The sequence below is a fragment of the Paraburkholderia tropica genome (genome assembly GCF_900109265.1).
GTDB classification, from domain to species: Bacteria; Pseudomonadota; Gammaproteobacteria; order Burkholderiales; family Burkholderiaceae; genus Paraburkholderia; species Paraburkholderia tropica.
The window spans coordinates 420,937-446,785 of record NZ_FNZM01000003.1; the positions used below are offsets into that span (position 1 = coordinate 420,937).

General features: G+C 65.6%; 22 protein-coding genes. 10 read left to right on the top strand and 12 right to left on the bottom strand.

Features of this window, described 5'->3' with window-relative positions:
• The first annotated feature begins 74 nt into the window (after positions 1-74).
• Positions 75-1,526: a helix-turn-helix transcriptional regulator gene (locus tag BMY06_RS06405; RefSeq protein ID WP_065060775.1), complete on the top strand. Its 1,452-nt coding sequence runs from the start codon at positions 75-77 to the stop codon at positions 1,524-1,526.
• A 60-nt stretch (positions 1,527-1,586) separates the two neighbouring features.
• Positions 1,587-3,374 carry a type III secretion system outer membrane ring subunit SctC gene (sctC, locus tag BMY06_RS06410; RefSeq protein ID WP_074982095.1) on the top strand — a complete coding sequence of 596 codons (1,788 nt, stop codon included), beginning with the start codon at positions 1,587-1,589 and terminating at the stop codon, positions 3,372-3,374.
• Positions 3,375-3,395: 21 nt separating this feature from the next.
• Here the strand turns inward: sctC and BMY06_RS06415 are convergent, their stop codons facing one another.
• Complete coding sequence (locus tag BMY06_RS06415; RefSeq protein WP_080180851.1) at positions 3,396-4,481, bottom strand: response regulator transcription factor; 1,086 nt, start codon at positions 4,479-4,481, stop codon at positions 3,396-3,398.
• Positions 4,482-5,086: 605 nt separating this feature from the next.
• Between BMY06_RS06415 and BMY06_RS06420 the strand changes: the two genes are divergently transcribed.
• From BMY06_RS06420 to BMY06_RS06430, 3 genes are read left to right on the top strand one after another with little or no spacing between them, the layout of a single operon-like run.
• Positions 5,087-6,193, top strand: a complete 1,107-nt coding sequence (locus BMY06_RS06420; protein ID WP_080180801.1) for an aromatic ring-hydroxylating oxygenase subunit alpha — start codon at positions 5,087-5,089, stop codon at positions 6,191-6,193.
• On the top strand, positions 6,193-8,115 hold the full coding sequence (gene menD, locus BMY06_RS06425; RefSeq protein WP_074982099.1) for a 2-succinyl-5-enolpyruvyl-6-hydroxy-3-cyclohexene-1-carboxylic-acid synthase: 1,923 nt from the start codon (positions 6,193-6,195) through the stop codon (positions 8,113-8,115). The genes BMY06_RS06420 and menD overlap by 1 nt, the downstream gene beginning before the upstream one ends.
• On the top strand, positions 8,112-9,503 hold the full coding sequence (locus tag BMY06_RS06430; protein WP_080180803.1) for a polysaccharide pyruvyl transferase family protein: 1,392 nt from the start codon (positions 8,112-8,114) through the stop codon (positions 9,501-9,503). The genes menD and BMY06_RS06430 overlap by 4 nt, the downstream gene beginning before the upstream one ends.
• 32 nt (positions 9,504-9,535) lie before the next feature.
• Here the strand turns inward: BMY06_RS06430 and BMY06_RS06435 are convergent, their stop codons facing one another.
• The 3 genes from BMY06_RS06435 to BMY06_RS06445 form a co-directional block, all read right to left on the bottom strand.
• Positions 9,536-10,627 (bottom strand): LLM class flavin-dependent oxidoreductase, encoded by a 1,092-nt coding sequence (locus tag BMY06_RS06435; RefSeq protein ID WP_074982101.1) that lies wholly within the window; start codon positions 10,625-10,627, stop codon positions 9,536-9,538.
• Positions 10,628-10,636: 9 nt separating this feature from the next.
• Positions 10,637-11,164 (bottom strand): DUF3455 domain-containing protein, encoded by a 528-nt coding sequence (locus tag BMY06_RS06440; protein WP_161495604.1) that lies wholly within the window; start codon positions 11,162-11,164, stop codon positions 10,637-10,639.
• A 180-nt stretch (positions 11,165-11,344) separates the two neighbouring features.
• Complete coding sequence (locus tag BMY06_RS06445) at positions 11,345-11,956, bottom strand: hypothetical protein (RefSeq protein WP_074982103.1); 612 nt, start codon at positions 11,954-11,956, stop codon at positions 11,345-11,347.
• Positions 11,957-12,201: 245 nt separating this feature from the next.
• Here BMY06_RS06445 and BMY06_RS06450 point away from each other — a divergent pair, with 245 nt between their 5' ends.
• The 3 genes from BMY06_RS06450 to BMY06_RS06460 all read left to right on the top strand — a co-directional run bounded on the left by BMY06_RS06450 (position 12,202) and on the right by BMY06_RS06460 (position 13,926).
• A complete protein-coding gene (locus BMY06_RS06450; protein ID WP_074982104.1) occupies positions 12,202-12,702 on the top strand; it encodes an HrpB1 family type III secretion system apparatus protein in 501 nt (166 codons plus the stop codon).
• Between the two features lie 176 nt (positions 12,703-12,878).
• On the top strand, positions 12,879-13,457 hold the full coding sequence (locus tag BMY06_RS06455; protein ID WP_074982106.1) for a DJ-1/PfpI family protein: 579 nt from the start codon (positions 12,879-12,881) through the stop codon (positions 13,455-13,457).
• A 133-nt stretch (positions 13,458-13,590) separates the two neighbouring features.
• A complete protein-coding gene (locus tag BMY06_RS06460; protein WP_065060764.1) occupies positions 13,591-13,926 on the top strand; it encodes a ribbon-helix-helix domain-containing protein in 336 nt (111 codons plus the stop codon).
• Between the two features lie 99 nt (positions 13,927-14,025).
• On the opposite strand, the gene BMY06_RS06465 is transcribed toward BMY06_RS06460, so the two are convergent.
• The 7 genes from BMY06_RS06465 to BMY06_RS06495 all read right to left on the bottom strand — a co-directional run bounded on the left by BMY06_RS06465 (position 14,026) and on the right by BMY06_RS06495 (position 23,474).
• Positions 14,026-14,319, bottom strand: a complete 294-nt coding sequence (locus tag BMY06_RS06465) for a hypothetical protein (RefSeq protein WP_065061006.1) — start codon at positions 14,317-14,319, stop codon at positions 14,026-14,028.
• A gap of 283 nt (positions 14,320-14,602) precedes the next feature.
• Positions 14,603-15,475, bottom strand: coding sequence for a 4'-phosphopantetheinyl transferase family protein (locus tag BMY06_RS06470; protein WP_074982107.1), 873 nt, complete (start codon positions 15,473-15,475; stop codon positions 14,603-14,605).
• A gap of 48 nt (positions 15,476-15,523) precedes the next feature.
• Positions 15,524-17,245 (bottom strand): cyclic peptide export ABC transporter, encoded by a 1,722-nt coding sequence (locus tag BMY06_RS06475; protein WP_074982109.1) that lies wholly within the window; start codon positions 17,243-17,245, stop codon positions 15,524-15,526.
• Positions 17,246-17,293: 48 nt separating this feature from the next.
• Positions 17,294-19,342 carry a Fe(3+)-hydroxamate ABC transporter permease FhuB gene (fhuB, locus tag BMY06_RS06480; protein WP_080180806.1) on the bottom strand — a complete coding sequence of 683 codons (2,049 nt, stop codon included), beginning with the start codon at positions 19,340-19,342 and terminating at the stop codon, positions 17,294-17,296.
• Entirely contained in the window at positions 19,339-20,337 is a 999-nt protein-coding gene (locus tag BMY06_RS06485) for an ABC transporter substrate-binding protein (RefSeq protein ID WP_074982111.1), read from the bottom strand. The genes fhuB and BMY06_RS06485 overlap by 4 nt, the downstream gene beginning before the upstream one ends.
• Position 20,338: 1 nt before the next feature.
• Complete coding sequence (locus BMY06_RS06490; protein ID WP_244144275.1) at positions 20,339-21,235, bottom strand: ATP-binding cassette domain-containing protein; 897 nt, start codon at positions 21,233-21,235, stop codon at positions 20,339-20,341.
• Between the two features lie 13 nt (positions 21,236-21,248).
• Complete coding sequence (locus tag BMY06_RS06495; protein WP_074982112.1) at positions 21,249-23,474, bottom strand: TonB-dependent siderophore receptor; 2,226 nt, start codon at positions 23,472-23,474, stop codon at positions 21,249-21,251.
• Between the two features lie 255 nt (positions 23,475-23,729).
• Here BMY06_RS06495 and BMY06_RS06500 point away from each other — a divergent pair, with 255 nt between their 5' ends.
• Positions 23,730-24,545, top strand: coding sequence for an AraC family transcriptional regulator (locus tag BMY06_RS06500; protein ID WP_080180807.1), 816 nt, complete (start codon positions 23,730-23,732; stop codon positions 24,543-24,545).
• Positions 24,546-24,553: 8 nt separating this feature from the next.
• Here BMY06_RS06500 and BMY06_RS06505 read toward each other — a convergent pair whose 3' ends face one another.
• Entirely contained in the window at positions 24,554-25,081 is a 528-nt protein-coding gene (locus tag BMY06_RS06505; protein ID WP_080180808.1) for a GNAT family N-acetyltransferase, read from the bottom strand.
• 438 nt (positions 25,082-25,519) lie between these two features.
• On the opposite strand from BMY06_RS06505, the gene flhD reads away from it, so the two are divergent.
• Positions 25,520-25,837 carry a flagellar transcriptional regulator FlhD gene (flhD, locus tag BMY06_RS06510; protein ID WP_074982114.1) on the top strand — a complete coding sequence of 106 codons (318 nt, stop codon included), beginning with the start codon at positions 25,520-25,522 and terminating at the stop codon, positions 25,835-25,837.
• The last annotated feature ends 12 nt before the right edge of the window (positions 25,838-25,849 follow it).

Genomic DNA, 25,849 nt, shown 5'->3' on the forward strand with positions numbered 1-25,849 from the left:
GACTAAATCGCTCCGGTACATTGAGTTCATGCACGCCGTGTCAGCCAGCGTGCCGTGCAACCAAGGAGTCGATTATGTTTTCGATGCTGTATTTCCCGCTGGTTTCTTCACTCGCCACGCCGGAGCCGGTCGTGTCGGGAAATCAGGCCGAACGTTTCGGCTTCGCGCTGCGCGAGGGCAAGCTGCTGGCCGCTTCGCATCTGACAAGCCGCTGGATCGACGAAACGAATGCGGCCGGCATGGGCGAACAGGCGTTGCATGGCCTTCAGTTGCACGCGGATCTGCAACTGCTGTTGGGCGTGGAAGTGGAAGCCGAGGAAGCCTATCGGCGCTCGCTAAAACTGATTCGGAGTTCGAAGCGTGACATACGCGCCTCGTCGTGCCGCAATGCGGCGTGGCAGGCGCTGTTCCGGCATCGGATCGGCACCGCGCTTTCGTGTTTCGCGCGCGTGGTCGACGAACCCGGCATCGAGCCGGCGCGCGCGGCGGAGGCGCGCTTCGGCATCGTCTGCGCGCTGCATGAGTTGGGGCGAACCGGCGAGGCCTTGCAGGCGCTCGACGAGTTCGTCCATCGTCTTGATGAAGATATCGACGATCCGCACGGCCATTGGCACGATCTCGCCACCACGGTGCGCTTCGATCTGGAAGTGCAGACGGCCCTGCGCTGCGCGAGTGAATTGAGCGATCACGTTTATTGGCAATCGGGTGCGGCGGGCGTGACGGCGCGCACGCAGGAAGATGTCTTGCGTGCCGTGCGGGTGCCGCTTTTGCGCGCGCGCATCGAGTATCTGCGTCATTTGCAACTGGCCGCGCTGGCCGACCGCAATGCGATTGGCGGCCTGCAGCATCATTTGAACTGGGCGCGCGAGCAGGGCGTCGGTGATTATCAGCGCACCTTGAGGCTGGAGATTGCGCTGGCTGCGCTCGCGGGCGCGCAGCCGCATTACGCGCACGCGATGCTGGAGCCGCTGCATCCGCTCGTGCGTGCGGGCGCGATTGGCCATCGTCACATCGAATACCTGTATTGCGCGGCCAAAACGCGTCAGGCGCAGGGTCGCGCGCAGGAGTCGCTGACCTTGTACAGCCGTTACGCGCTGGTGGCGATGCAGTGTCTGCGCGAGGATGCGAGTCTGCAAATGCCGCTCGCGAGCCGCATGTCGAAGCCCGGTCCGCAACTCGACGATGTGGGTGCGCGCTTGCCCGCGCGTTATCGGCGCGCGTATTCGTATGTGCTCGACAACCTGGACCGGCCCGACCTTTCGGTGCGCGAGATCGCCGCGGAAATTGGCGTGACCGAACGCGCGCTGCAAAGCGCCTTCAAGAATTTTCTCGGTCTTTCGCCGAGCGAGCTGATCCGCCGTCAACGTATGGAGCGCATTCGCGCCGAGCTGACCGAGCGCGCGTATGCCGCCGATCGCGGCGTGCTGGTGGCCGCGAACAAATGGGGCGTGCAGAACCGCTCGACGCTCGTCAACGGCTATCGCAAGCAGTTTCACGAAGCGCCTTCGGAAACGCTCGAACGCTGACGCCGCCGGTTTTATCCGCATCTTCGCTTGCACCTTCGTTCAATTATCACGATCGACTCCATGAAATCGAAAACGCTGTTTTGCGCCGCGTGGCTCGCGGCGACGCTGGCGCTCGCGCCATTCGACACGGCCAGCGCCGCGCCGGTGCGCTGGCGCAGTTCGACGGTCCATGTCGCCGTCGAAGGCAAGGACCTCAAGGACGTGCTGCGCGACTTCACCGCGAGCCAGGGCGTGGCGGCGTCGATTGCCAACAACGTCGCGGGCACCGTGACGGGCCGCTTCGATATGTCGCCGCAACGCTTTCTCGACACGCTCGCTTCGACGTTCGGCTTTGTGTGGTTCTACGACGGCAGCGTACTGTCGATCAGTAATGCAAACGATGTCACGCATCAGGTCATCAAACTCGATCACGCCGCGCCGGGCGATTTGCGTGGCGCGCTGCAGTCGCTCGGCATCGAGGACCGGCGCTTTCCCGTCGTCTACGACGAAGCCGGCGACACGGCGATCGTGAACGGGCCGCCGCAATATGTGCAGATGGTGGCCGAAGTGGCGCGACGTCTGGACGATAGTGCGGGACGGCGCACCGGTTCGGTGATCCGCGTATTCAAGCTCAAAAATGCGTGGGCCGCCGATCACAAGGTGCAGATCGACGGCAACACTATCACGGTGCCCGGCGTGGCCACGGTGCTCTCGAACATGTATCACGCGAAGCAGAAGGAAGGCGGCGGCGCGAACGGCTCGCAGAATGCGATGTCGCCGAACATGCAGCGCGTGCCGCAAATGGCCGATGTGGGCGGCGGCACGTCGGGCGGCGGCTCGCTCAATCCGCCCTTGCCGCAGAACATGCCACAAGGCGCGGATGCGAGTCTCGGCGGTCTCATCAGCGGCACGCCTGCGCCGGGCCAGGGCGCAGCGGGCAACGTGGGCTACGCCAATGCGCCAGGCAGCAGCGGACAAGGGACATCGCCGAGCGGCGGCGATCTGACCTTGCCCGTGATTCAACCCGATCCGACCACCAACACTGTGCTGATTCGCGATCTGCCGCAGCGCATCGACCAGTACGCGTCGCTGATCGGGCAACTCGATACGCGGCCCAAGCTGATCGAGATCGAGGCGCATATCGTCGAGATCGACGACAACCTGCTGCAACAGATCGGCATCGACTGGCGCGCGCACAACAGCCATCTGGATTTCCAGACCGGCACGGGCACCTATCAGCAGAACGGCTATGACGGCAATATCAATCCGAACTTCGGCACGACCACGCTCGCAGACGGCACGACCGTCGTGCAGGCGACGCCCGTGGGCGCGTCGCTGACCGCAGTGCTCGGCGATGCGGGGCGGTATCTGCTCGCGCGCATCAATGCGTCGGCGGAGGACTCGAAGGCGAAAATCGACGCGACGCCGAAGGTCGCCACGCTCGACAACGTCGAAGCCGTGATGGACAACAAGACGCGCTTCTTCGTGCGCGTGTCGGGTTATACGTCGGCGGATCTTTACAGCATTTCCACGGGCGTTTCGCTGCGCGTGCTGCCGATGGTCGTGGACGAGAACGGCCAGGTGCGCATCAAGATGAACGTCCATATCGAGGACGGTCAGCTTACCGGGCAGCAGGTCGACAGCATTCCCGTCATCACGAGCAGCGAGATCAATACGCAGGCCGTGGTCGGGCAGGGCGAGAGTCTGCTGATCGCGGGCTACAGCACCGACAACCTCTCGAACGGCGTGACGAGCGTGCCGGGGCTGTCGAAGATTCCGATCATCGGTGCGCTGTTCCGCAACAACAGCGACACGCATTCGCACATGGAGCGCGTGTTCCTGCTCACGCCGCGCGTGCTGGATCTCTGAGGCATGGCGCGCCGAGTTCGCTCAATTGCGTCGCCGTGTATTGGCGAGCCGTGCCGCGCGCGGCGGCAACGCGGGCGCGCAGTTCGCTTCGCGCTCGTTCGCGGCGTGGGCGGCGAGGTTATCGGTCCGCGCTGTGCCGCTGTATGGCATGACGCAATCGGGCGTGCGCGTGGCACTGTAGCCTGCCGTGAAATCGGCGTTGAAACTGGCCTGATAGCCCGGCGCGCAGTCGGTGGCTTCCACGGCCCACGGTTGCGCCTGGCGGGCCGCTTCGCTGCTGCTGTGATGGACGTCGAGCACGCGCGTCGGGCGCGCGACGGGCGCGTTGTCGTGCTCGGGCAAGGTGAGAGAGAGGGCGGGCGCGGGCGGCGTGGGCGTCGTCTGCTTCGCGTCGGCGGGCACGCAGTCCTCCTGCTCGTCGCCCATCTCGATGCGATAGCCGTGCGCGTACATCGTGCGCAACTGCACGCCGGCCTCGCCATTGAGTTCGAGCTTTTTGCGCAGCTTGTAAATGTGTTGTTCGAGCGTGCGCCCGACGATGTCTTCCGTGCTGCTCCAGATCGCGCCCGCAATGGTACGGCGGCTCACGTATTCGCCGGTGCGCGAGAACAGCAGCCACGCGATCGCGAATTCGCGCACGGTCAGGCGAATCGGGCGGCCGTTGAGTTGCACGGTGCCCGCGCGCCGGTCGAGCCGGTACGGTCCGAAGCGAATCTCGCCGTCGGCGCGCGCGCTGGAAGCCGCTTCGAAACGGCGGCGCGCGAGATGCGTGCGCACGGCCAGTTCGCTGCGGTCGATGGGCGAGCGCACCACGTCGTCGGCGCCCGCATCGAAGGCCTGTTCGATGTCCGCGCGCCCGTCGAACGCGCCGACCACGATCAGCGGGGCGCGTCGATCGTCGTAGCAGGCCCGCCGCGCGAACACGGCGCGGTTCGGATCGACCCCGGTGGCGGCATCCACGATGATCGCCTGATAGTCCTCGCGATAGATGGCGCGCGTGAGCGCGACGTCGTCGCTGAAGCAGCTGCATTCGATCAATTCGTCGAGAAAGCACAGGCAGATCAGATTGAACAGCCTTCGGTCGTTAGTCAAAACAGCGAATTTCAACTTGCTCTCCAATAGCGAGGCTTCAAGCGCCGCATTTGTTATTTCATGGATGCGGCTTTGAACCGCGTATGGCGAAAACTACGGTTGTTCATAAATCAGGGTTGTAAGGAATTGTTTCGCAGAAATTTCTCGTCGGATGAGGAATAAAACCCCGTCCAGGACGGCAATCAAACGTTTGCCTGGCGAAAGTGGCTAATTGCTTGGGCCGGCACATGAAATCCTTTTCATCGAACAAGTCGGTATTTATTGCGCCTTTGCGTGAATGGAGCGGTAATCCTGACGGGCGATGCGCATAAAGGATTGATGGATAAGGCTTAGCGGAATCTTTCAGATCGGAAAGGGAAGTTCAGACTTTTTGAGGGTTGCGTCTACGCATCGCGTGGGGCCGCTTCGCACCCGAATGAGCTTTATTGAAACTGGCTGCGAAAAACGCGCTTTACACTCGATCGGCAAAAAGCCGCGTGCACGTCGCGCCATCGCCTCGCAAAAGCCGTTCAGCCGCGATGCAAGCCGGTTTGAATGACCGGCTGCGGCCTTTAAAGCTTTTTTTGTGCTTTGCGCCATGTCGCGCAAAGACCTGCAATAGACCGTGGATGGGAGCTTTGATGTCGTTTCTATTAAACGCCTGGTATGTGGCCGCATTCAGCGATGAATTGAACGGAGCGACGCCGCTGGCGCGCACGCTGCTCGATCGTCCCGTTGTGTTGTATCGCGATAGCGAGGGCGCGGCGCATGCGCTCGACGACCGTTGCGCGCATCGCTTCGCGCCGCTGTCGCGCGGACGCGTGGTCGGCGGCGTGCTCGAATGTCCGTACCACGGTCTGCGTTTCGACGGCGCGGGGCGCTGCGTGCACAATCCGCACGGCGACGGCCGCGTGCCCGCGCAGGCACACGTCCGCGCGTATCCGGTCGTGGAGCGCTTTGGCGCAGTCTGGTTCTGGCCTGGCGAAGCCGCGCGCGCCGATATCGCGTTGCTGCCCGCGTTCGATTTCGTCGATCCCGCGCAGAACCACACGCATCATGGCTACCTGAAAACGCGCGCGCATTATCAGCTCAGCGCCGACAATCTGCTCGACCTCAGCCATTTCCAGTTTCTGCATCCCGATACGCTGGGCAGCGAGGCGATCGCTAGCGGCGACGTGCAGTCGGGCAGTTTCGGCGAGACCGTGTGGGTGCGCCGCGCGGTGTTCGGGGAGATCCTGCAGCCCTTCGTGGCGGACGGATTCGGCATTGCGGCGGGGACCTGCGTGGATCGCTGGATGGACGTCAAATGGACGCCGCCGGGTCTGCTCACGATCGTGGTGGGCGTGACCGGCGCGGGCCAGCCGCGCGAGGCCGGACGCATCGCGCCATCGGCGCATTGGCTCACGCCGGAAACGGCCTGTACGACGCACTATTTCTTCGCGTTCGGTTTGCCGAAAGCGATGGGCGACGAGGGCCGCGCGCTCGTGCGCTATGCGGTGGAGGGCTTGATGAAGCCCTTCGAACTGGAGGACTTGCCGATGCTCGAAGCGCAGCAGGCATGCATTGGCGAGGCGGATTTCTGGGCCGCGCAACCCGCCTTGCTGCCGATCGATCGCGGCGCGATACGCGCGCGCCGCGTCATGGAGTCGATGATCGTGGCCGAGCGCGCGGGACACGATCCGCGCGACGCGAACCACCACGACGGTGCGCGCACGATCGCGATCCGATCGTCGTTCGAGGTGGCGTGATGGCGAGTGTGCCTGAAACGCAGCACGCGCCCGAGCCCTCGCTCAACGCCGCGTGGGTCGACGCGATTGTGGCCGCGCTGGAGGCGGCGGGCGTGCGCCGCGCAGTGCTGTGCCCTGGCGGCCGCGCGAGCGCGATGTGCCTCGCGCTCGACCGTCACGCGCGCATCGCGGTGGAGATGGTGAGCAGCGATGAGCGCAGCGGTGCGTTCGTCGCGCTGGGTCTCGCGAAAGCGAGCGGCGAACCCGTTGCGCTGGTGACGACGTCGGGGTCCGCAATTGCGAATGCACTGCCCGCGCTGATCGAAGCCGAGGCCTGCGATATTGCGCTCGTGGCGATCACCTGTGATCGTCCGCGTAGCTTGCGTGGCGCATCGTTCGGGCAGATGGCCGATCATTGCGGCGCGACGCGCGCGTTCGTGCGCGCGCAGGTCGACCTCGACGATCCGCGCGATACGCCCGAAGCCGTGCACGCGATGCGCGCGAACGTGGCGCAGGTGTTGCGCGCGATGCTTGGGCAGGGCGATGATGCGACCGACACGCCACGCGCCGATGCGTTGCCGTCGCCGCACCGCCGCACGCGTGGGCCCGTGCATCTGAACGTGCCGCTCGCAGGCGTCTACGATGCGATGGAAGTGTCGGGCGTTTCTACGCAGACGTGGGCGGTGGCCATGCAACCGTGGCACGACAGCGGCTTCGCACAAGATGCCGATAACGGCGCGCATGAAATCGAATCAGCCGTAGCGCGCGTGTTGGCGCGAGCGCGCAAGCGCCATGCTTCGCAATCGCCTGCTGGAGTCGCTGGAATGGCGGGCCTGATCGTCGTGGGTGCGGAGCCCGCCGTGCCGCTCGACGCGATTCTCGCGCTTGCCAGCGTGACGGGTTTTCCCGTCGTCGCCGATGCCGCGAGTGGTTTGCGCGCTCAACCCGGCGCATTGAGTCCTGAAGCGGCAGCGCGCGGCGAACCCGGCGCGCTGATCGTCAACGCTTTCGACGTGTTCGGCACGGCGCGTCTTGCCGATGCGCGTCCCGATCTGGTGATTCGCTTCGGCCTTGCGCCCGTGCTTCCCGCGTTGCATGCGTGGTTCGAGCAACATGGCGACGCGCCCACGCTGCGTGTCGCGCCGTCGCGCATTGCCTGCGATTACCTGCACCCGGGTCTTGATCCGCGAGACGTGCTGGTTGCGCCGAATCGCGCTACGCTCGAAGCGCTCGCGTGCGCGTTGTCGAACGCGGCGCAGGCCACGACGCGCACCGGCCAGGCCGTCGCGTGGCGCTGGCGCGAGCGTTGGGCGAGCGTGGCGGCATATTCGGCGCGTGAGCGGCGCGCGTGCGTGCGTTCGCTCGCGTGGGGCGAAGTCGCGGCCGTGCATCGCGTGCTCGATGCGCCGGGTTTTGACTTCGTCCACGTGGGCAATTCGATGGCGGTGCGTCACGCCGATATCGGTTGCGACGTCCGAAACAATAATCAGGTGTTCTACACGAATCGTGGCGTGAGCGGGATCGACGGCACGATTGCGACGTTTCTCGGCGAAGCGCTGGCGCGCCGCGACGCGGGTCTGCTAGTTATTGGCGATCAGGCCTTCGTTCACGATCTTGGCGCGCTGGCTCTGGCGCAGCGCATTGAGTCGCCAGGGTGTATCTGTATCGTCGATAACGGCGGCGGGGCGATTTTCGATTTTCTGCCCGTCGCGCGCGAGCCGGGTTTTCGCCGCGCGATCCGCAATCCGTACGCGCTGCGATTCGCGGCGCTGGCGCAGGGTTTTGGACTCGCGTATCGGCGTGTCGATAATCGGGACGCGCTCGACGCCGCGTTGAACGCCGCGCGCATGCACGCGGGCGTGACGCTCGTGGAGCTGGCCGTCGACGCCCATTCGGGCGCGGCGCAGATGCAGCAACTGGTTCGTGCAGTGGGAGGCGCATGATGGATTGGCCGCAATTCGACGACCCCGTTCGCAATTCGTATCGCGCGTTGCATCGCTACGCGAGCGCTGCCGCGCCCGACACGGTCTTTCTCGACGACATGCAGGCGCGCATCGACGCGGCGCGCTATCTTGGTTCAGATCGCGCGTGTGCCGCTGCAAACGCCGCCAGGCCGCGCGTGCTGTTGCTCGGTTATCACGGCGCGGGCAATACCGGCGCGGACTTGCGCACCATCGAAACGATCGCACAGTTGCGGCGGATCTTCGCGCCGCGCGAACCTGTGCTCACGCTGTTCGCGCTCGGCGATGTGTTCGATCATGCGGTGCTGGCGCAAACGCCCCGTCTCGCGCCCACCTTGCCCTATGTGCCGGACGCGCTGGACGCGGCGATCCGTGAAGCGGATCTCGTCGTCAATGTGGAGGGTTCGACCTATACGTCGAAGTTCTCGGATTCGTTGTCGGGGATTCTGATTGGCGGCATCGCACTGGCGCACGCGTATGGTTTGCCCGCCGTGTCGTATGGCGTCGATAGCGGTGCGATGAGCGAGCCGCTCACACGTTTCGTCGCGCATCATGCCGCGCGCGCCGGACACGTGATCTGCCGTAACGCGCAGGCCCGCGTGCAGTTGCGCGAGCTGGGCGTCGAGACGATCGCGGGCGCGGATACCGCGTGGACGTGGCGCGCGCCAGCTGCCTCGCCTGGACCGCACGCCTCGCCTTCCGCGCGCGTCGCTGCGTTGTGTCCGACCAATCCGTTCTGGTGGCCCGTTCGCGCGGATGCTGAGCGTGCCCGTGCGCTCGACGCGCGTGGCGAGACCTCGCCGCATCGATACGGCTTGCTGCATTTTCATACGTGGGATGGTGAACGGGAGCGTGCCTACGAGGCGTATCTCGCGCGGTTTGCTGCGGTCGCCACCGCGTTGCGCGCGCGTGGCTATACGCCGGTGATCGTGGGGATGGAGCAGGTGGATCGCGCGGCGTGTCTCGATCTGGCGGCGCGTCTGCCGTTCGACGCAGCGTGCGTGGTGCGCGGCGAGCGCGTGCTGGATGAGGTTGCGAGTGCCGTCGCGCACGCGCAGTGCGTAGTGACGACGCGTTATCACGCGAGCGTGCTCGCGCTATCGCACGGCGTGCCGGTGTTCGGGCTTTCGATGGATACGCGTATCGACCGCTTGCTGGCCGAAGCCGATTGCGAAAGCTGGCTGGCGCACTGCGATGCCGACGACGCGCTGCAACGCTGCATCGACGCAATCGATTCACTGGAGCATGCCGGCGTGCGCGAGCGTTTGCGCGCGAAGCAAAGGCACTACGCGCAGCAGCAGCGCGCGAAACTGGATGCGATGGGCCGACGTCTCATGGCGATTGTCGAGGCCGCCGGCCAGCGCGTTTGATCGATTGACGCAACCCTGGCGTCACCTTGGCGTCACCACGCGAGCGCGGGCTTCCACGCATCGCGCTCCGCCGCCGTTTGCGCGGCCGCGCGCTCGCGTTGCGTATCTTCCACTAGCACGGGCAGCACGTCGGCGGCGAAACGGCGGATCGACGTTATGACTTGCGCGTGTTGCAGTGCGCCGAACCAGAAGCTCGCGCTGAAGTAATCGCAGCCGAGCCCGCGGCGAATGCGGCGCAGCTGGTGGATGCATTCGTCGGCCGTGCCAATCACCAGAAAGTCGTCGCGCAACACGCGCTCCGTCGGTTCGTCGGGAAACGCGGCATCGGGCACGACGCCGTCGATCACGTTGCCTTCGCCATGACGCAAACGCAGCGTCGCGCGCCCGTTCCAGCGTGCGTGCTCGATGGCCTCGCTCGCTTCGGCCTCGCTTTGTGCGACATAGACGGGCCGCTGCGTGCCGACGCGCGTCGCAGGCCACGGCGCGAACAGATCGGGATAGTGCGTGCGCATGTCGGTGAGGCGCGAGATTGGTTCGAGCACGCCGGTGAAGAGATTGGCGCCCCGCGCTAGCGCTCGCGCGACCGATTCGCGGCGGCTCGAATTGACGACGAGCCACGCGGGCATGCGTGGCTGCAGCGGCTGCGGAACCAGTTGCGTGCGGGGAATCGCGAAGTGCTCGCCGTCGAAATCGAATACGGGCTCGCGCAGAGCGCGCAGCAACACGTCGATCGCTTCTTCATCGCGCCCGGCGGTGCGCTCGCGACGGACGCCGAAGCGCTCGTACTGATAGGCCTGGTAGCCGTAGCCGAGACCGATTTCGGCGCGTCCTTGCGAGAGCACGTCGAGCGTGGCGAGTTCTTCGGCCACGATCAGCGGATGATGCAGCGGCACGGGGATGATCGCGGGCCCCAGACGCAGACGGCGCGTGCGGGCCGCGATATGTGCGAGCAGTTGCAAGGGCCGCGACGAGGCCGAGTAGTTCGTGAAGTGATGCTCCGCGAGCCAGAAGTGCGAGAAGCCGAGTTGATCGGCAGCTTCCGCCATGTCGATGGCGCGCGCGTAGAGCGTGGCCGCCGCCTGCGGTTGCGGTGCGGGCATGGTGAGAAAGAGGCCGGTTTGCACGCGCGCCGCCTAGTCGACCGGGTTGGCCGTTGAAGTGGCCGTTGAAGTGGCCGATGAAGTGGTCAGCGGTGCGGCGCTTTGCTCGCGATAGATCATATACGTCGCCGCATACGGCACCAGCAGACGCACGCCTTCGACCGTGCAATCGGGCTGAGGCGGCAGACCGCCTTTGGTATCGATGCGCTGGATCGACGTGACATCGGCGAAACGTCCTTCGCCTGGACGGCGCGCGGCGTCGAACTTCGCCTTGTAGCGCACCCACGTGAGCGTGTTCGCGCCGATCTGATGTTCGGCGAGCGGCGTGCCGATCACATAGCTGCCGTCGTAGGCGATGAAGTGCGGGCCGGGCACGACGGTGCCTGCGCTTTGCTTGTCGGCGGCGACCAGCGTGGCTTCGGAGCCTTGCTCGGCCCACAGCAACTGCGAGCCGCCCGCTACCGCCGACGGCGTGCGGCGGCAGACATAGGTCTGGTCGCCGTTCGCCGTGAGCACTTCCTTGAGGACTTCGTTCGGGGAGGCGCGCAGATCGGCGGGCAACGAATCGTTCGCGGTAGGCGGTTGCGCAGACGTCGCACAGCCGCTCATCGCGAGAAGGGCGAGAAGCGCGCAGGCCGACAGTAGCGCGCGATCACCACGAGACGGAAGGGAGGAGCGAGGTACTTTCATCGGGCGTCGAAAAGAGGCGTCCAGATCCATGAAGGCGGGCGTTCGACGGCGCTATGCCTTGAGGCCCATCATCTGCTGCATGGCGTATTGATCGCGCGTTTCGCCCTTCGCGAGCACGTCCTGACCGAGTGCATTGGCGAGATCGTCGCGTGCGCTGCCGTTGATCTTGCCGCCGCCGTTTTCGTTCGCGGTCTGCTGCAGATCGCTGCCGATGGCGGCGGCGTCGCTCTGATCGAGCTTGCCGGAACGCACGGCGTCCGCGAGGATGTGCGTGGCCTTGTTGCCGTCGCCCGATTGCAGCGCGCTCATGAACGCGTTGAAGTCGGTCGGGTCGCTCTTCTGGAAATTCTGCATGCCAGTTTGCGCGCCTTGCTGCTGCGCCGCGCTGCCCATCTGCGTGAGATTGTCGGTCGTGGGCGTGGTCTGCGTGGTCTGCGTGGTGGGCGTGGTCGTGCCGGTGTTCGTCCCCGTGTTGGTGCCCGTGTTCGTGCCGCTGCCCGAGCCTGAATCCGAACCGGAGTTCTCTTCCTGCGTGATCTCCATGAGGAGTTGCTCGATCTCCTGTTCGAGTTGCTGCGTGGTCTGCAACTGCGAGTTGATCAGGCTGTCGGTGCTTTGTCCGGTGCTTTGGGGCACGGTGGTGCCCACGGTGAAATCGTTCATCTGACCTCCGCGAAAGTGCAATGAGCCTGACGATGCAGGGCAGGCAGGCGGAATGGCACCGCCTTGACTCTCCCGACGATATAGGGCCCCGGTTTGCACGCCGGGTCGGCAGCGGAATCGATGTATGAGTTTGCGAAGTTTCGCGTGCCGATGCGCTGTGGATCGATTCACAATCGATCCACAAGCGGTTTGCGTCGCGACGATCGGCGCTTTTTGCCATGAATTCGACGGAGTGCCTTAACGTCATGCTGGATCGGATTGCGGCCGATATTACCGATGCCTCATACCGGCGATGCCCGGCGCATGTCACCGCGCTCTTGCTGAAGATATTCGACCTGGGTTTGTCCTGCGCCTCGCGCGATGAGCTGGAAGATCTGCTCGCGTGCATCGACGTGCTCTGTGAGGAATGGCCGCCGGTGTGTCTCGCGGCGGTGCGTCTGCATATCCGCTACGCCGACTGGATTGGCGCGGTGCGTCTGCTCAAGCGGCTCGAAGCCGCGCAGACCTTGAATCCGACTTCGCTCGCGCTGATGGCGGGCTGCCTCTTCAAGCTCGACGACCCCGACTGGCAGCGCTACGCTGCAACCTTGACGCGCGGCGAGCCGAACCCGCGCGCGGAGACCATTCTCCTCACCTTCGTGCGTGGCGCGGCGACCGTGCAGGGCGTGGGCGCGCGCCCCGGCAGCGCGCCTCAGGTGGGCGGACGCACGGTCCTGCCGATCTCCGGCACGAAGACGCTCTATTAACGACGACTGCCGCCGCCCTGCGTCGAAAAGTCCGCGCGCGTTTAACGCTCTCGCATTTCACCCTCTCGCATTTAACCCTCTCGCATTTAACCCTCTATTACCCGCCGCGCTTCCACGCTTGCTACAGTGTTTTCCGCATTCCCGCTCATCACCGCATCACAGACAGGAAACGGAACATGTCCAAGCGCATTCTCATTCTCGCCGGCGACTTCGTGGAAGATTACGAATTGATGGTGCCGTTTCAGGCGCTCGCGGCGGTCGGTCATTCGGTGTCGGTGGTCGCGCCCGACAAGCGCGTGGGCGACGTCATCCGCACGGCGATTCACGACTTCGAAGGCGATCAGACCTACACGGAAAAGCGCGGCCACAATTTCACGCTGAATGCCGATTTCGCGTCGATCGATCCGGCGAAATTCGATGCCTTGCTCGTGCCCGGCGGCCGTGCGCCCGAATATCTGCGGCTCAACGAAACCGTGATTGCCTGGGTTCGTCATTTCGCCGAAACGAACAAGCCGATCGCCGCGGTGTGCCACGGCGCGCAACTGTTCGCGGCGGCGGGCGTGATCGAAGGGCGGCGGATTTCGGCGTATCCGGCTTGCGCGCCCGAGGTCAAGCTCGCGGGCGGCCAGTATGTGGCGCTCGACTGGCCCGACGCGATCACCGACGCCAACTTCGTGACCGCGCCCGCGTGGACCTCGCACGCAAACTGGCTCGCGCAATTCCTCGCGCTGCTCGGCACGCGTATTACGCTTTAAGGTTGCGGCGCACGCGTGCAGGAATGGCTAGCCTGGCGGTGCAGGATTTGAGACTATTACGCAATGTAATGCGTGGTGCGCAGGGCGCCAGTGCTCCGGCGCGAACCCGACAGCAGAAACAGGAGCGGTCCAAATGTGCGAAATCTATATCAACGCGGATCCCATTCTTTATGAACCGCGCACGCGCGCGCTACGCATCCACGGCGTGGTGACCACCGTGCGACTCGAAAATCTGTTCTGGGATGTGCTGCAGGAAATCGCGCATCGCGAGCAACTCACCACGAGTCAATTCGCCGTCAAGCTTTACGACGAATTGCACGCGCTGCGCGGCGACGAGCCGTTTAATTTCGCGTCGTTTCTGCGCGTGTGCTGTCTGCGCTATCTTTCGACGCTCGCGCCGCGCGAAGAAGCCGCGGGCGATGGCTCGCGTCTCAAGGCGTTTCAGCCGAAAGTCGTCCGCGCGGGTTAGCGTCGCCTGAAGCCGCTTGCAATAAAAAGACCGCTGCCCGCGAAGGCAGCGGTTTTTTATATGGCGACGGCGTCAATCCATTGCGATTGATTGCGCGGCTTACTGACCCGAAGGCGACTTCGTGGAAGGCGTTGCGAGCGTGTTGTTCGTGCCGTAAGCCGGCGCGATCGACGTCGCGTTCGAATTCGCGCCATTCGCCTGATTCGCATTCGACGTACCGGCGCCGCTATCGGAATTGGCGAGGCCCGGCGTGCCATAGCCGCTTGCGGGCGGCGCGACCGGCGACTTCACGCTCGGCGTCGCGAGCGTGTTGTTTTGCGCGAATGCCGCGCCCGACATCAACAAAGCAGTGGCGGCAGCGGCTGCGAACAGCGTGCTGGTAATGGGCTTCATGATTTGCTCCTCCATTATTGGACTGAATTTTCGACATAAACGACGCAAAACGAGGTTTTCGTCATGCGCGGTAGCGCAGATAAAACGCCATGTCGTGTATCGACGGCGCGAATTCGAGTCCGCGCCATGTCTTGCCAAGTTTAGGAAAGGCGCCGCTGATAATGAAGCACGTTGTACGCAATGGTGAATTTCGATTTTTGATGACCGATCGAAAGCACTATTGCGTACAGGGTCTTTGCGCGCGCATCGATCGATTGCGCCGCGCTCATTCAATTTCATTCAATTACGGCCCGAACCAGCCGACCGCGTGAATCTGCTCGATGCGCTGCGCCAGCGAAATCGCGCCGTGAATCTCGCCGGGCATCGGCAGATCGATCACATGCCAGCGCCCTGCATCGTCGAGATCGAGCCAGAGGGCGGGGCCGTGCTTGTCGAGTGCATCGAGTGAATCGAGCGGGTCCGATCTGTCGATGCGCAGCGACGCGCCGGACGCCGCCATGTCCGTGCGCTGCATCGCCGCCGACATACTCGCGAAACGCGCGGCATGGCGCTGACGTGCTTCGTCCTGCGTACGCCGTACGCTGTTGCGCAGCGTGTCCCACACGTTTGCGCTCGCGCGTCGCTGCGGATGCTGACTCGCGGCCTGCTGCGTTTCGCCGCCCGGTCGCGGCATCGCGACGCCGAGTCCGAGCGTGGCCTGCCCGATCGCTATCAGCACCCAGATGCCCGCGAACGCGATATCGACATTCAGATGCTCATCGCCGACCTTGAGCCGCGCGCCGCGATGCTCGCCGTATTCGTCGACGATCGAAACATCGCGCGGCGCGAGCCCGCAGAGATTCGCGCCGATCCAGCGCAGCATGATGCGGCTCGCGACATAACGATGGCGCTGCGCGGCGTTCGGATGCAGGCGCGCGCGGTTGCGCTCGGCGTCCGAGAGCCAATGCTCGCTTTCGTGAATCGCGACGGGCAGCCAGCTCGCGCGAAAGCGCCACACATGCAGCACGCCCGCGCCTGGCATAACGAGCGGCGCGGGGAAACTGCGCGTGAGCCGATGTGGCGTGAACAGCGGCGTGAGCGAAGCGGCGCGGGTGTTGCGGGTGCTGCGCGCGCCGTAGCGTCGTGTCGAATCCGGTTGCGTGACGATGGTTGACATGCGGTATGGCCTCCACGCGAGGGTCGGTTCAGGTCTTGGGCGCGAACTTCAAAGCGTGCCGGTGCGCGCGGCGCGCTGCGGCCGCACTTCCTCGACGATGCGGCCGTTCTCCATGCGGATATAGCGGTCCGAGGCGTCGAAGTAGCGGTCGTCGTGCGAGATCACGATCAGCGTCTTGCCCTGACGCTTCAGGTCCGGAAGGATCTCGGTGTAAAAGATGCGGCGGAACGTTGGGTCCTGATCGGCGGCCCATTCGTCGAGCACCATCACCGGGCGCTGTTCGAGATACGCATGCACGAGCGCGAGGCGCTTGCGCTGGCCCGTCGAGAGGTCGGTGGTCGTAAACGCGCCGTCGCGCACCTGCACCTTGTGCGCGATCTCCAGACGTTCGAGGTAACGCTGCGCGTCGGCGCCGAGGCGCGCTTCGCCGGGAATCAGCGTGTCGAACAGGTAGTAGTCGGAGAACAGCGCGGAAAAGCGCTGGCGATACGCGTCGAGATCGCGGTCGTCGACGGGCTGGCCGTCCACGCACAAACGTCCCGCGTCGGGCCGGTAGAGGCCGAGCAGCAGCTTGATCAGCGTGGTCTTGCCGCAGCCGTTTTCGCCGACGATAAAGAGCGTTTCGCCGCGCGCGATCGTGAGATCGACGGGACCGAGTTCGAAGCCGCCGGGGGCGTGGTTCGCCGCGTCGTTGCCGGCGACGTCCTTGTCGGCGGCGGGAGGCGCGGCGAAGCGGTAATGCACGTGATCGAGCGAGATCGTCGTGAAGTTTTCCCAGTCGATGGTGCTCGTCGTCGCCTTCGCTGCCGTTTGCGTATTTTCCGCGGCCACGAGTGCGGGCTCGCGCGTCGAAAAACGCGCCTGCAAATCGGCGATACGCTGGAACGCGACCTGCGCGCGGCCGATCACCGGCAACGCGCCGACGATCTCCTGGATCGGCCCTTTCATGTAGAGCAGCACGAGCACGAAGCCGGTCGTGACCGCGCGATCCGCGCCCGCCACGCCGTTCTGAAACGCGAGCATCAGGCCGACCACGATGAAGAACAGCAGCGAGCCGAACGCATTCGCGGAGACGAACACATTTGCCGCGCGCACGCGCAGTCGCCGGATGTCGTCGATCGTGCCGCTCAGTTCGTGCTCGTAGACGAAGCGGCGGCGCGGGCCGTTCAGGCGCAGCTCCTTGGCGCCTTCGGTGATCGAGCGATAGTGCTTCTGCAAGCGGTCTTCCGCGGCGCGCGCGAGACCGAAGCGCGCGATGCCCGCGCGCCGCGCGAGCGTCTGCACGACCGAGCCGAGCGCGATCGCGACGAGCGCGACCAGCAGCATGACGGGCGAGAGCACCAGCAGATAGCCGAGGCAGCCAATGATCGTCGCGGTTGCGATCGCGAGGCTCGAAAACAGGAACGAGAAGCCGCTGATCGTATCGATGTCCTGATTGAGCGCGGTGACGAGGCGATGGCTGCGGAACTGCTCGATCTGGCCGATGGGCGCCGCGAGAATGCGCTCGCTGAGATCCTTGCGCAACATCGCGATCACGCGCTGCCCGACGATGTTGTTGCCGATGTCGGACACCACTTCGCCGATCAGCGCAATTGCGCACAGGCCCGCGAAGCTCCAGAGCAGCGCGGGCAGCGCATGGCCGCTTTGCAGCGTGCGGTTGGTGACGGCCAGCAGGGCGGCGGTGGCGACGCCGCTGGCCGCGCCCATCAGCGTGGCCAGCACGGTGATCGGCCACAGGCGGCGAAGCAGTTTTAGCAGTTGCACAAACATCGGGTTCCCCAGAAATATCGGTAATTCGTGTGTCGAGTCGCGTGTCGTTCAGCGGCGGCGGCCGAGCAGCACCATGAGATACGGCGCGCCGATCAGCGTCGCCACCAGCCCGGCGGGCAGTTCGCGCGGCATCAGCAGCGTGCGGCCCAGCCAGTCGGCGATCACGAGCGTCAGCGCGCCCGTGGGCGCGGCGAGCGCCAGTTGCGCGAGCGGACGCCGCGCGCCGAAGAGGCGCGCGAGATGCGGCGCGATCAGCCCCGCGAACGACAGCGGCCCGACGATCAGCGTGGCCGCCGCCGTCAGGAGCGCGATCAGGGCGAGCAGCGCGAGACGCGCGCCGCGCATCGGCACGCCGAGTGCGCGCGCGGGCGCGTCGCCGAGCGGCAGGATCTGCAGCCAGCGCTGCGTGAACGGCAGACACGCGCAGAGCGCCACGCACAGCGCGAGCGCGAGGGCGGCGTCGGCGGGCGTGATCGTGTAGGTGGAACCCGAAAGCCATTGCAGCAGCGCCGCCGCCTGCTCGCCGCCGCCGGCGATCGACACGGCCACCACGGCCTGAAACAGCGCGCCGATCGCCACGCCCGCGAGCATCACGCGCTCGGGCGCGTAGCGCGAGCGGTGCGAGAACGCGAGGATCGCGAGCAGCGCGGCCAGCGCGCCGAGGCTCGTCGCCGCGAAGCGGGTGGCGTGATTCGCGGCGATAAAGCCGCTCAAGCCGCTCAGGCCCGTCACCAGCGCGACGAGGCCGAGCGCCGCGCCCGCGCTCACGCCGAGCAGTTCGGGACTGGCGAGCGGATTGCCGGTCAGGCGCTGCATCAGCGTGCCCGCGATGGCGAGCATCGCGCCGGCGGCCAGCGCTGCGAGCGCGCGCGGCGCGCGCCAGATCGTGACGTGCGCCAGCTCGCTCCATCCGCTCAGGTGCCAGCCTTGCGGCCCGCGCGCGAAGACGAGGCTCAGCGCGAGTGCGCCGAGCAGCGCCAGCATCAGCGCCGCGAAACGCCAGCGCAGCGCGGTAGCGGAAGCGGACCGACCGTGTCCGGCCAGCGAAGCCGACGGCGGCGCGACGAGCCGCGCGCCGCGCTGCATGCGCGCGAGCAGGATCAGCATGACGGGCGCGCCGTAGAGCGCGGTCGCCGCGCCGGTCGGCAGCAGGTCGCCCATGACGCCGGAAAAGCGCTGCACCGCTTGATCGGCGACCCAGAGAATCAGCGCGCCGCACAGCGGAGCAGCCACGAGACGCTGCCCGAGCCGACGGGCGCCCGCCATGCGCGCGAGCGGCGGCGCGGCCAGACCGATGAAGCCGATCACGCCCACCGCGCTCACCACCGCCGCGCTCAGCATCACGGCCAGCGCGAGCGCCAGCAGACGCATGCGGCGCAGCGACAGGCCGAGGCTGTGCGCGTTGGCATCGGCGAGACCGAACAGCGTCATCGGACGCAGCAGCAGGAACGCGGCCGCGCCGCCGATCGCGAGACGCGTGGCGAGCATCGTCGCCGCGCGCCAGTCCTGCTGCACGAGCGAGCCGCCGCCCCAGATGAAGAGGCCGCGCAGATACGGCGCGTAGAACATTTGCAGCGCCACGCCGATCGAGCCGCAATAGAGCGTGACGACCATGCCCGCGACGGCGACCGGCACGGGCGCGAGACCGCTGCGCCACGCGAGGCCGAACACCAGCAGCGCGGCGCCGAACGCGCCGCCGAGCGCGATCCACGAACCGGCCGCGCCGGCGAGCGCGGGCGCGGCGAGCGTCGCGATCGTGAGCGCGAGTTGCGCGCCTGCCGATACGCCGAGCGTCATCGGTTCGGCGAGCGGATTGCGCAGCACCTGCTGGAAGATCGTGCCCGCGAGGCCGAGGATCGCGCCGCACAGCCAGCTCACGACGAGACGCGGCAGCCAGCTGTCGTGCACGACGATCTGCTGGATGCCGAGCGGCGCGCGCAGCGCGTGCGCCCATTGCGCGGCGGGCAGCAGCGCGCCGAGATTCGCGAGGCTCAGCGCGAGCGCCGTGGCCAGCAGCGCGGCCGTCAGCAAGGCGGCGAGGCAGCCGTGCGGAAGCCAGCGAAGCAGGCGCGGCGGAGCGAGACGGGCAGTATTCATGTGTGTTGCGGGTCGCGCAGGGCGGACGGTTCGTGGGGCGCGGTGGCGAGTGCAGCGGTAAGTGCGTCGGCGAGCGCATCGGCAAAGCGCGCCGCCGAGGGCAGCATGCCGAAGCCCCAGAACGGCGGCAGCGCGGCCACGCGTCCCCCCGCGACGGGCGGCAGGGCGCGCCACAGGCGATTGCTCGCGAGCTGGCGGTCCACGCCCGCGGGCAGCGGGTCGAAATAGAGCAGGCCCGCGTCGGGCGCGCCGGCCAGTTGTTCGAGACCGGCCACGCCGATGCCCCAGTAATCGGTCGGGCCGCGCCACGCGTTGCGCAGCGCGAGCGCGTCCATCACGTCCTGAAACAGGCTGCGTGCGCCGTAGACGCCCACGTGGCGGCCATCGAAGAAGCGAATCAGATAGAGCGGATCGGCGGGGCCGAGTGCGTCGTGCGCGCTCGTACGCGCATGGTCGAGTCGAGCGCGCGCCGTGTCGATGGCGTGCTGCGTGCCGTCGATCAGCGCCTGCGCCGCCGCTTCGCGCTTGCATAGCTTGCCGAGCTGCAAGGTCACCTCGCACGAACGGTGATACGGCGAGCCCGCATCGGTATAGACCGCGAACGCGCGCACGGGCGCGATGCGTTCGAGCATCTCGCGCTGCGATTCCTGGCTCGAATTGATGAGGATGAGGTCCGGCGCGATCTGCTGGAGCAGTTCGAGGCTCGGCGCGAGGCGCAGGCCCACGTCGGTCACGCCGCGCGGCACGGCGGGCGCGACCACGCTCGCGTTGTAGCTGTCGATCTCGGCGACGCCCGCGGGCATGACGCCCATCGCGAGCAGCGTTTCGACGAGACCCCAATCGAGCACGACGACGCGCGGCGCGCGCGCGGGCACCGATGACGCAGCAGAAGCGCCAGAAGCAGCAGAAGCGCCGGAAGCCGCGAACGCGCGCGGCATGTCGAGGCACAGAAGCGGAAGCAGCGCGGCGCGCCGCAGCAAGGTGCGTCGCTGCATGTCAGCGCGCGACCGCAAGCCGGCTTCCGCTATGAGGATGCGGCAAGATATCCATCGGAATGCCATAGATCGATTCGAGCACGCGGGCGTCCATCATTTCGTCGGGCGTGCCGCACTGAAGCAGGCGGCCGCTGTGCAGCGCGATCATGTCGTCGCAGAAACGCGCCGCGAGATTGACGTCGTGCAGCACGATCACGACCGTGAGCGCGCGCTCGTCGGTCAGCGTGCGCAGCAGGCGCAGCACCTCGATCTGATGCGCGATGTCGAGCGCGGAAGTCGGCTCGTCGAGCAGCAGACAGGGCGCGGCCTGCGCCACCAGCATCGCGAGCCAGACGCGCTGACGCTCGCCGCCCGAGAGGTGATCGGCGAGCTGCGAGGCGAAACGCGCGGTGTCGGTGAGGCGCAGCGCCGCGTCGATATGCGCGTGATCGTCGGCGCTCAGGCGGCCGAGCGCGCCGTGCCACGGATAGCGGCCCAGCGCGACCAGCTCGCGCACGGTCATGTCGGTCGCGGCGGGCGGATTCTGCGGCAGATACGCGACCTGCCGCGCGAATTCGCGCGCGGGCCAGTCGCCCAGCGCCGTGCCGCGCAGACGCAGCGTCCCGCGCGTGCACGCCTGCTGGCGCGCGAGCAGCTTGATCAGCGTGCTCTTGCCCGAGCCGTTATGACCGATCAGCGCGGTCATGCGGCCGGCGGGCAAAACGAGGTCGAGCGGGTGCAGCAGGACGCGCCCGTCCGCCTCGAAGGCGGCGCCTTCGAGTTCGAACAGCGGCGCGGGCGACGCCGCCGACGCCGACGCCCGCACCGCGCGAGCGTGGGTGCGGGCGTCGCGGGCTGCGTGCGCGTCGGACGATTCGGAGGATTGAGTCGATTCAGTCGATGCCATGTCGGTCAACACGCGCCTCCTTGCCTTACCAGCGATAACGCGCGGACGCGAGCACTTCGAGGCCGTCGGCGTAGGTGCAGGTCGTCGAGCTGAAGCACGATGCCACGTACTCGCGGTTGAACAGGTTTTTCGCGTTCACCGAGAACAGCCAGTGCTTGCCGGTGTCGTAGTGAACCGTCGCATCGAACACGGTGACGGCGCCCACGTGGATCGTGTTGCTCTCGTCGTAGGTCGCGCCCATGTAGCGCACGCCGCCGCCGAAGCCGAGGCCGCGCAGCGGGCCGCCGTGCAGCGTGTAGTCGAGCCACGCCGACGCCGTATGGCGCGGAATGCCCCACACGCTCTTGCCTTGCAGCGACGTGGTGGTGCCGCTGATGGTGGTCGCCGTGTCGTTGGACTCGGTCGTCACGTCGTTCAGATACGTGTACGAGAGAATCAGGTTCAGATCGTTCGTGAGGCTCGCGTGGCCTTCGAGTTCGAGCCCGCGCGCGCGCACTTCGCCCGCCTGCGTGTAGTAGCCCGAGTGATCGAGGTCGGCGGTCAGCACGTTGTGCTCGGTCAGGTTGAAGAGCGACGCGGTGACGAAGCTGTTGTAACCCGTCGGCTGATACTTCACGCCCACTTCGTATTGCTGCGCCGTGGTGGGCTTGGCCATGCCGCCGCCATACAGTTCGCCGACCTGCGGATCGAACGACTTCGAGAAGCTCGCGTAGGGCGCGATGCCGTTGTCGAACAGATAGACGAGACCGGTGCGCCACGTGAACGCGCGCGCGGATTGCGCCTCGTAGGTCGCGGTGACGGGGTTGTTGTCGTCGGCGTCGACCCAGTCTTCACGCGCGCCGATCAGGAAACGCCACTTGCCGAACGCCATCTGGTCCTGCGCGTACACGCCGAGCTGCTTCTGGCGGATGTGATCGTACGAGGTCTCGGACGGCATCGTGTTGTTGCCGTAGACCGGATCGAACACGTCGAGCGAGGACGCCGCGAAGTTCGCGCCCACGTCTTCGCCGTAAACCACGCGCTGGAAGTCGAAGCCGGCCAGCACCGTATGCGAGACCGGGCCGGTCGAGAATTTCGCCTGCGCCTGGTTGTCGATCGTGAAGACCTTCGCGCTTTCGCGGTTGTAGAACGTGTAGCGGTTCAGCATCGTGTTCGAGCCCGAGGCGTAGCCGTACGGGAACACGTTGGTGAAGTCGTCCTTCACATAGGTGTAGTGCGTGTTCTGGCGCACCGTCCAGGTTTCGTTGAAGCGATGCTCGAACTGATAGCCCAGCGAGAGCTGCGTGCGCGAGTGATGATCGAAATCCGGATCGCCGACATTGGTATGCGACGAAATCTTGCCGGCGGGATTGAACAGCACCGTGCCGACGGCGGGCACGAAGTTGTAATAGCCCACGTCCGGATCGCGCTGATACTTCGCGAGCACCGTGAGCGTGGTGTTCTGGTCGGGCTTCCACGTCACGGCGGGCGCGATGTAGATGCGTTTCTGGCGCGTGCCGTTGACCTGCGTGGTCGAGTCGAGGCCGGTGCCGGTCAGTCGATACGAGAGCTTGCCGTCCGAGGTCAGCGCGCCGCCCAGGTCGAAGCCCGCCTGCACGCGATTGTGGCTGCCGGTCGTGAAGAACACTTCGTGGATCGGCGTGGTGGTCGGCTGCTTGCTGACGAGATTGGCCACGCCGCCGGGGTTGGCCTGGCCGTAGAGCACCGAGGCGGGACCATGCAGCACGTCGATGCGTTCGAGACCGTACGGGTCGAAGTTGGGGATCGCGTAGCCGAAGCTGACGTCGCTCGGAATGCGCGCGCCGTCGAGGAACTGTTCGAGGTAGAAGCCGCGGCTGAAGAGATAGGGCGCGCCCGAGGCCGAGGCGCCGCGAATCTCCGAGGTCACGCTGGCGGTGTAGCGCAGCGCTTCGGCCACGGTCTGCGCGCCTTGCGCGGTCATCTGGTCGCTCGTCACTACCGAGACCGACTGCGGCGTTTCGATCAGCGGCGTATCGGTCTTGGTCGCCGATACCGAGGTGACGGCCACATAGCCGTCCGCCGTGCCGGTGGCGTGGTTGCCGCGGTTGCTCGTCACCTTGACGGTGGGCAACTGCCCGTCCGTGCCGGTCGTTCCGGTGGTGGTGGTGTTGTTATTCGTGGTGCTGCTGGTCGTCGTCGCGGTTTGCGCCTGGGCGGCGTGGAAGCCGCTCAACAGGCAGAACAGCAAGGCATTGCTCAACGCGCTTGAAACGCGTACCCCGGTTTTCATGTGATTGACTCGCTGCGTTGGATGAATGTGAATGAGAGTGATTCGTAATTACAAACTGAAAGGCGATAATGCGTGCTCTTGGTGGCGCTCGATGGGCAAAACCGTGGGGAGTACGGCAGGTCAAGGCGGCGCGAAAGCGGGCCCAGACGCACTATAATCGGAGGCACTGACTTACGTCAGGACAACTTTGTCGTCAAAAAGGACATTTTTGGCGCATCAGACGTCTCACGCCCCATATTTGTCATCGAATAAGACATGGCCGTACCTCGGCTCCAGACCTTCGGACAGAGTGCCGCTGCCAAAAAGGTGATCGCGCAAGCGATTGGCTACGCAGACGGCGCCCACGAAATTGCCCACATTCATCATCGCGCGCAGCTCATCTATGCGGCGGGCGGCATCGTGCGCGTCATCACGCCGGGCGGATTGTGGACGCTCAAGCCGGGCATGGCCTTGCTGATCGGAACGCAAATCGAGCACGAATTGCACATGGTCGGCCAGACCGCGCTGCGCACGCTCTATATCGACCCGGAGGCGCTGCCGCCGCTCGGCAGCGATTGCCGGATGATCGCGCTCGACGATCTGCTGCGCGCGAGCATTCTGTCGATGTGCGCGACGGGTGAGGGCAGCGATGCGGAAGCCATCGAGCAGCGGGCGGCCCTGATCGTGCCGCTGATCCTGCATCTGCTGGCGGAGCGCCTCGCGGGCGCGCCCACCGCGGCCGACGACGAGGTGCGCCTCGCGCTGCCGGAGAACCCGCGACTGCGCACGATCTGCGACAGCCTGATTGCCGATGCCGCGAACGCCGACACGCTCGAACAATGGGCCGAGCGTACCGGCGCGAGCGTGCGCACGCTCGCGCGGCTGTTTCGCCAGGAAACCGGGATGAGCTTCGTGCAATGGCGCGAGCGGCTGCGTCTGGAAGACGCGCTGTCGAGGCTCTCGGTCGGCCACGCGCCCGGCGATGTTGCGCAGGCGCTCGGTTACGCCGATGTGCGCACGTTCGCGGTGATGTTCCGGCGCGCGTTCGGCAGCACGCCGCAGCAGTTCCGGCAGAGCTTGAGCAAGGTCTGAGCGGCCGCTCAGGCAGCGTCGCTGTCACTCGCGGCAAAGCGGTACGTGACGAAATGCGCGTCGCGCTCCACGGGCTGAAAACCGAGCGCCTCGTAAAAGCGCATGGCGGCGTGATTGCACAGGAAGCACGACAGCATCAATGGCCGATTCGATTGCGTCGCCCGTGACATGAGGGTTCGCATGATCGCGCCGCCAATGCCGCGATTGCGAAACGCCGGCTTCAGGATCAGCAACGAGAGATGAAGCGCGTCTGTATCGCTTGTCAGCGCGAGATAGCCCGCGATTTCCCGCCCTTGAGTTTCCTGTCCCTGAACGATCAATTCGATATCGGCATCGTGATACGACCTATCGAAGCGCGCTTGCTGAAATGCGTCGTCCCAGCCGAAAGCCCGGTCGATATGTGCATGCAGCGCCGATTGATAAAGCGCGAATAACGCGGCGCGGTCAAGCGGACCCTCGGGCATGCGAATCAATTCGAATACCAGCGAGTCGCTCGCGCGAATTGCGTTTTGAATCGGTGGCCGGTGGGTTTTCATGGCTCGGGTCTTTGGTGGTCTCTGTAGCGTCTCTTTAGCCGGAGTCGTCCGGCATAGCGCTCAAGCGTTCAGTCGATGCGCCATCTTAGCGCGGCGCATCATTCGCAATCAAAAGCGCAGTACAAATGACCGGTCACTTCAACACATGAAGACTTAAATGCCGACACATCGAGCGAGGAAGAAAGTTCCATGCCCGAATCACCGTCGGCGCGATAACGACTCTTCACCAATCGATGACGGGCGATTGATTAAATTCATTCGTGTGAATATTGACCGCACCTGAAGACGCGGACTAATCTGGAAATGCAAACATTCACCGCGCTTGATTCATCGGCCTGCATCCGGACCGCATAAGACCGCATCAACGCGAAGTTTTCCGATGAAGCCATTCAGGCGTTTGGCGTGGCCATTCATAGACAATGATCGAGGCCAGAAACCATGAATACACTCGACATCCAGGAAAGCATTCGCGACGTCAATCTCTCCTATCTCGTGCTGGCGCAGCGCATGTTGCGCGAGGACCGCGCGGTGGGCATGTTCCGGCTGGGCTTGTCGGCGGAGGTCGCCGATCTGCTGGCGGGACTGTCTCTCGCGCAGGTCGTGAAGCTCGCCACGTCGGATCATTTATTGTGCGCGTTCCGCTTCAACGATCAGATGCTGCTCTCGGCGCTCGTGCAGCCGTCGAAGCACGCCGACATCGTCTCGACGCACGCGGCGATTCTGATGGCCGGACACCCGGTCGAACTGCTGGTCTAAGCGCTGCCCATC